Origin of the sequence: Bowmanella yangjiangensis (assembly GCF_017255015.1) — a bacterium.
Lineage (GTDB): Bacteria > Pseudomonadota > Gammaproteobacteria > Enterobacterales > Alteromonadaceae > Bowmanella > Bowmanella yangjiangensis.
Map to the genome: position 1 here is coordinate 1 of NZ_JAFKCS010000673.1, position 392 is coordinate 392.

The following is a 392-nucleotide window of genomic DNA, read 5'->3' on the forward strand; positions in this document are numbered from 1 at the left end:
GCCGGAGCGGGTGATCCCCGGCGAGCTGCTCGATCAGGCCGAGCTGGATGAGGATGAAGCGCAGCGTCGTCTGCTGTTGCGCTCCGCCGATGCCCTCGGGGTGGCCAGCGAAAAGGATCTGCGCGACTACTACCGACTGGACGCGGGCGACAGCAAGCGCCGAGTCGCCGAGCTGGTGGAAGAGGGCGCGTTGCTGCCGGTGGCGGTGCAGGGCTGGCAGCAGCCTGGTTATTGCCGCGGCGAGCCGCGCATTCCGCGACGCGTACGCCACAGTGCACTGCTATCACCCTTCGACTCGCTGATCTGGGCGCGCGAGCGGACCGAGCGATTGTTCGGTTTTCGCTATCGCCTGGAAATCTACACGCCACAGGCCAAGCGGGTGTATGGCTACT

1 protein-coding gene is annotated in these 392 nt (G+C 66.3%); it reads left to right on the forward strand.

Annotation, left to right across the window (positions count from 1 at the left end; genetic code table 11):
- On the forward strand, nucleotides 1-392 hold a 392-nt coding region (locus tag J0A65_RS26205), incomplete at both ends, for a DNA glycosylase AlkZ-like family protein (protein WP_206597115.1).